Genomic DNA, 3,454 nt, shown 5'->3' on the forward strand with positions numbered 1-3,454 from the left:
GCCGCGGGGGGGAGGGGAGCACGGCGAGGACGGCGGCCGTCGGGACCGGGCCGTAGGCGTGCGGGAAGCGCATCGCGGCCGGGTCGCCGTGGACCCCGGGCTCCCAGCGGACCTCCGGGAGCCGATCGGGGTCGAGCACCAGCAGCAGCAGGTCCTGCCGCCCGGCGAAGAGCCGGTCCGCGGGCAGCGCGACCTGCTCGGCGGTGGAGAGGTGCACGAACCCCACCTCGGCGAGCGAGGGCGGGGCCACCGCCCCGAGCCGCAACGCGGCCCGCCACTCGGCGGGCGTGGTCAGGTGGAGGAGCGGATCGTGCACTGCCCCAGCATGCCCTCCGGCCTCTCCGCTCGGAGGGGGTTGGGGGCCGACCCTTGCTTTAGGCACCGGGTGCCAATATCGTCCGAAGAGCCCGACACCGACGTCTCACCTGGAGGTACCCATGGCTCCGATCGAGCAGTCCGAGCAGATCGAGGACGCCCCCGTCGTCGAGGAGACCCTCGTCGAGGAGGTCTCCATCGACGGTATGTGCGGTGTCTACTAAGACGCCCGAGCGCGCTGCGGACGCGGCCGGGGTCGGAACGTTCGACCCCGCCGCTCCGTACCGCTGCAGCCCCCAGGTCTCGCTGCGGCCGGAACCGTTCGGCGCGCTCGTCTACCACTTCGGGACCCGCAAGCTGTCCTTCCTGAAGACCCTCCCGCTGGTGGAGGTCGTGAAGGGGCTGGAGAGCCACCCGGACGTCCACTCCGCGATCGAGGCGGCGGGCGTCGAGGAGGCCCAGCGCCCCGCCTACCTGAAGGCGCTGGCCGGACTGGCCGCCTCCGGGACGATCGAACCGCGCTAAGGAGCTCCCACCATGAAGCTGGTCGACCACTTCCAGTACGGCCTCAACTCACCGATCTGCCTGACGTGGGAGCTCACGTACGCCTGCAACCTCTCCTGCGCCCACTGCCTGTCCTCGTCCGGTCGCCGCGACCCGCGTGAGCTGACCACAGCCGAGGCCAAGGCCGTGATCGACGAGCTGCAGCGCATGCAGGTCTTCTACATCAACATCGGCGGCGGCGAGCCCACGGTCCGGCCGGACTTCTGGGAGCTGCTGGACTACTCGATCGCGCACAACGTCGGGGTCAAGTTCTCCACCAACGGCTTGAAGATCGACAAGAAGCGCGCCGCGCAGCTGGCGGCGATGGACTACGTCGACATCCAGATCTCGCTCGACGGCGCCACCGCCGAGGTCAACGACTACGTCCGCGGCCCCGGCTCGTACGACATGGCGATCAAGGCGCTGGAGAACCTGGCCGAGGCGGGTTTCAAGGAGCCGAAGATCTCGGTCGTCATGACCCGGCAGAACGTCGACCAGCTCGACGAGTTCAAGGCGATCGCGGACAAGTTCGGCGCGCAGCTGCGGATCACCCGGCTGCGGCCGTCCGGTCGCGGCGCGGACGTCTGGGACGAGCTGCACCCGCTGCCCTCGCAGCAGAAGCAGATGTACGACTGGCTGGTCGACCGCGGTGACCAGGTCCTCACCGGCGACTCCTTCTTCCACCTCTCGGCGTTCGGCGAGGCCCTCCCGGGGCTGAACCTGTGCGGTGCCGGGCGCGTGGTCTGCCTGATCGACCCCGTCGGCGACGTCTACGCCTGCCCGTTCGCGATCCACGAGAACTTCCTCGCGGGGAACGTCCGCTCCCCGGGGGGCTTCCAGAAGGTGTGGGAGTCCTCCGAACTGTTCACCGAGCTGCGGCAGCCGCAGACCGGTGGGGCCTGCCAGTCCTGCATGCACTACGACGCGTGCCAGGGCGGTTGCATGGCGGCCAAGTTCTTCACCGGCCTCCCGCTCGACGGGCCCGACCCCGAGTGCGTCCGCGGGTTCGGCGAGCAGGCCCTGGCTGCGCGCGGGGACGGGCACGTGATCCCCAAGTCCGAGGTGGACCACTCGCGGACCAAGCTCGGCAAGAAGTCCCCGGTCCTGCTGCAGCTCACCATGGGCAGGCCGGACCGGGCCTGCGAGACCAGCCCGCTCGCGGGCCTGGGCGCCTCGGAGTCCGACTCGGGCCTGCGGGTCCCGATCGCCGGTTCCTGACCGGCCCACAGTCCGCCGGCGCCGGACCCGCGAGGACGGGTCCGGCGCCGAGCGACCGACCAGCGGTGGCACGAACGGCACTCTCGCTCAGACCTACTGAGCGAGAGTGCCGTTCGTGCGTTCCGCGTCGGTGTCATCGGGAGGTGTGATGCTCGGGGAGCCGGTGCGGGTCGGTGCGCGGTGGGCGCCCTCGCGGGTGCTGTTCGGGCCGCACGTGACCAACCTCGGGCGCGGGCGGACCTTCTCCGACCGGCACCGCGCCTACTACGCCGAGCGGGCCGCGGGCGGGTGCGGCGTGATCGTCTGCGAGACGGCGTCGGTGCACCCCTCCGACCATCCCTACGCGCGGGCACCCGTCCCCGGCTGGGCGGCGCTCGCCGGCTCCTGCGGGGACGCGCTGTTGCTGGGCTCCCTGGGGCACAGCGGGTCCCAGGGCACCTCGGCGTTCACCGGCCGGGCGCTGTGGGGTGCGTCGCGGGTGCCGGACGTGGTGACCCGCGAGGTCCCGCAGGTCATGGAGCAGCCCGAGATCGAGGCCGTCGTCGCCGGCTTCGCCTCGGCCGCCGCGCGCGCGGTCGCGGACGGCCTGGACGGCGTCGAGATCAACGCGGGGCAGCACTCCCTGCTCCGCCAGTTCCTCTCCGGCCTCACGAACCAGCGCGCGGACGCCTACGGCGAGGACCGGACCCTGCTGCTCCGCGAGGTCCTGGCGGCGGTCCGCGCGGCGGTGGGCGACGGGATCGTGGGGCTGCGCCTCTGCGTCGACGAGCTCGCTCCCTGGGCAGGCATCACCCCGCCGTCCCTCACCCCCCTGTTCCCCGCGAGTCCCCCACTTTCGACGCGCGAGTCCCCCGGTTCCGACGCGCGAGTCGGACACCACGTCCCCGCGGGTCCCTCACTCCCGACGCGCGAGTCCCCCACTTTCGACGCGCGAGTCGGACATCGAAACCCCGCGAGCCGTCCTCCGAAGGCGCGCGAGTCGTCCTCGGGGGGTGCGGGAGTCGCCCCGTCCGCGGGTCGGGAACACGCCCTCCGACCCGGGCTCGCGGACCTCGTCGACTATCTCGTGCCCGTCCGGGGATCGGGACTCACCGTCTCGGCCACCCGCCCCGACCTGCACACTCCGCCCGGGTTCAACCGCGACCTGGCACGGTCGTTCCTGGGCCGCGGCGTGCCCGTCGTGCTGCAGGGCAGTGTGGTGGACCCCGCCATGGCCGCGGCGGCCGTCGGGGAGGGGTTCGCGCTCGTCGAGATGACGCGGGCGCAGATCGCCGACCCCCGGCTCGTCGCGCACGTGCGGGCGGGCACGTCGGAGCGGATCCGGCCCTGCACCCTGGCGAACCAGCACCGCGCCCGCGACCCGCGCAACCCGCTGGTC

5 protein-coding genes are annotated in these 3,454 nt (G+C 72.5%); 4 read left to right on the forward strand and 1 reads right to left on the reverse strand.

All coding sequences use genetic code 11. The features are described from left to right. On the reverse strand, positions 1-316 hold a 316-nt coding region (locus tag H5J29_RS25745; protein ID WP_181783604.1), incomplete at its 3' end, for a DUF952 domain-containing protein. Positions 317-437: 121 nt separating this feature from the next. Here H5J29_RS25745 and mftA point away from each other — a divergent pair. The 4 genes from mftA to H5J29_RS35415 form a co-directional block, all read left to right on the forward strand. Then, complete coding sequence (gene mftA, locus H5J29_RS25750) at positions 438-539, forward strand: mycofactocin precursor MftA (RefSeq protein WP_181783605.1); 102 nt, start codon at positions 438-440, stop codon at positions 537-539. Continuing rightward, on the forward strand, positions 529-840 hold the full coding sequence (gene mftB / locus H5J29_RS25755; protein ID WP_181783606.1) for a mycofactocin biosynthesis chaperone MftB: 312 nt from the start codon (positions 529-531) through the stop codon (positions 838-840). The genes mftA and mftB overlap by 11 nt, the downstream gene beginning before the upstream one ends. 12 nt (positions 841-852) lie before the next feature. Beyond that, positions 853-2,076 carry a mycofactocin radical SAM maturase gene (gene mftC / locus H5J29_RS25760; protein WP_181783607.1) on the forward strand — a complete coding sequence of 408 codons (1,224 nt, stop codon included), beginning with the start codon at positions 853-855 and terminating at the stop codon, positions 2,074-2,076. Positions 2,077-2,224: 148 nt separating this feature from the next. Beyond that, on the forward strand, positions 2,225-3,454 hold a 1,230-nt coding region (locus H5J29_RS35415; protein ID WP_446686493.1), incomplete at its 3' end, for an oxidoreductase.

Origin of the sequence: Pseudonocardia pini, assembly GCF_013870575.1 — a bacterium.
Classification (GTDB): domain Bacteria; phylum Actinomycetota; class Actinomycetes; order Mycobacteriales; family Pseudonocardiaceae; genus Pseudonocardia; species Pseudonocardia pini.

What these genes read in the sequence shown, in the direction of transcription:
- mftA (WP_181783605.1), top strand. Translation starts at nt 438, where the DNA reads ATGGCTCCGATCGAGCAGTCCGAGCAGATCGAGGACGCCCCCGTCGTC.
- mftC (WP_181783607.1), top strand. Translation starts at nt 853, where the DNA reads ATGAAGCTGGTCGACCACTTCCAGTACGGCCTCAACTCACCGATCTGC.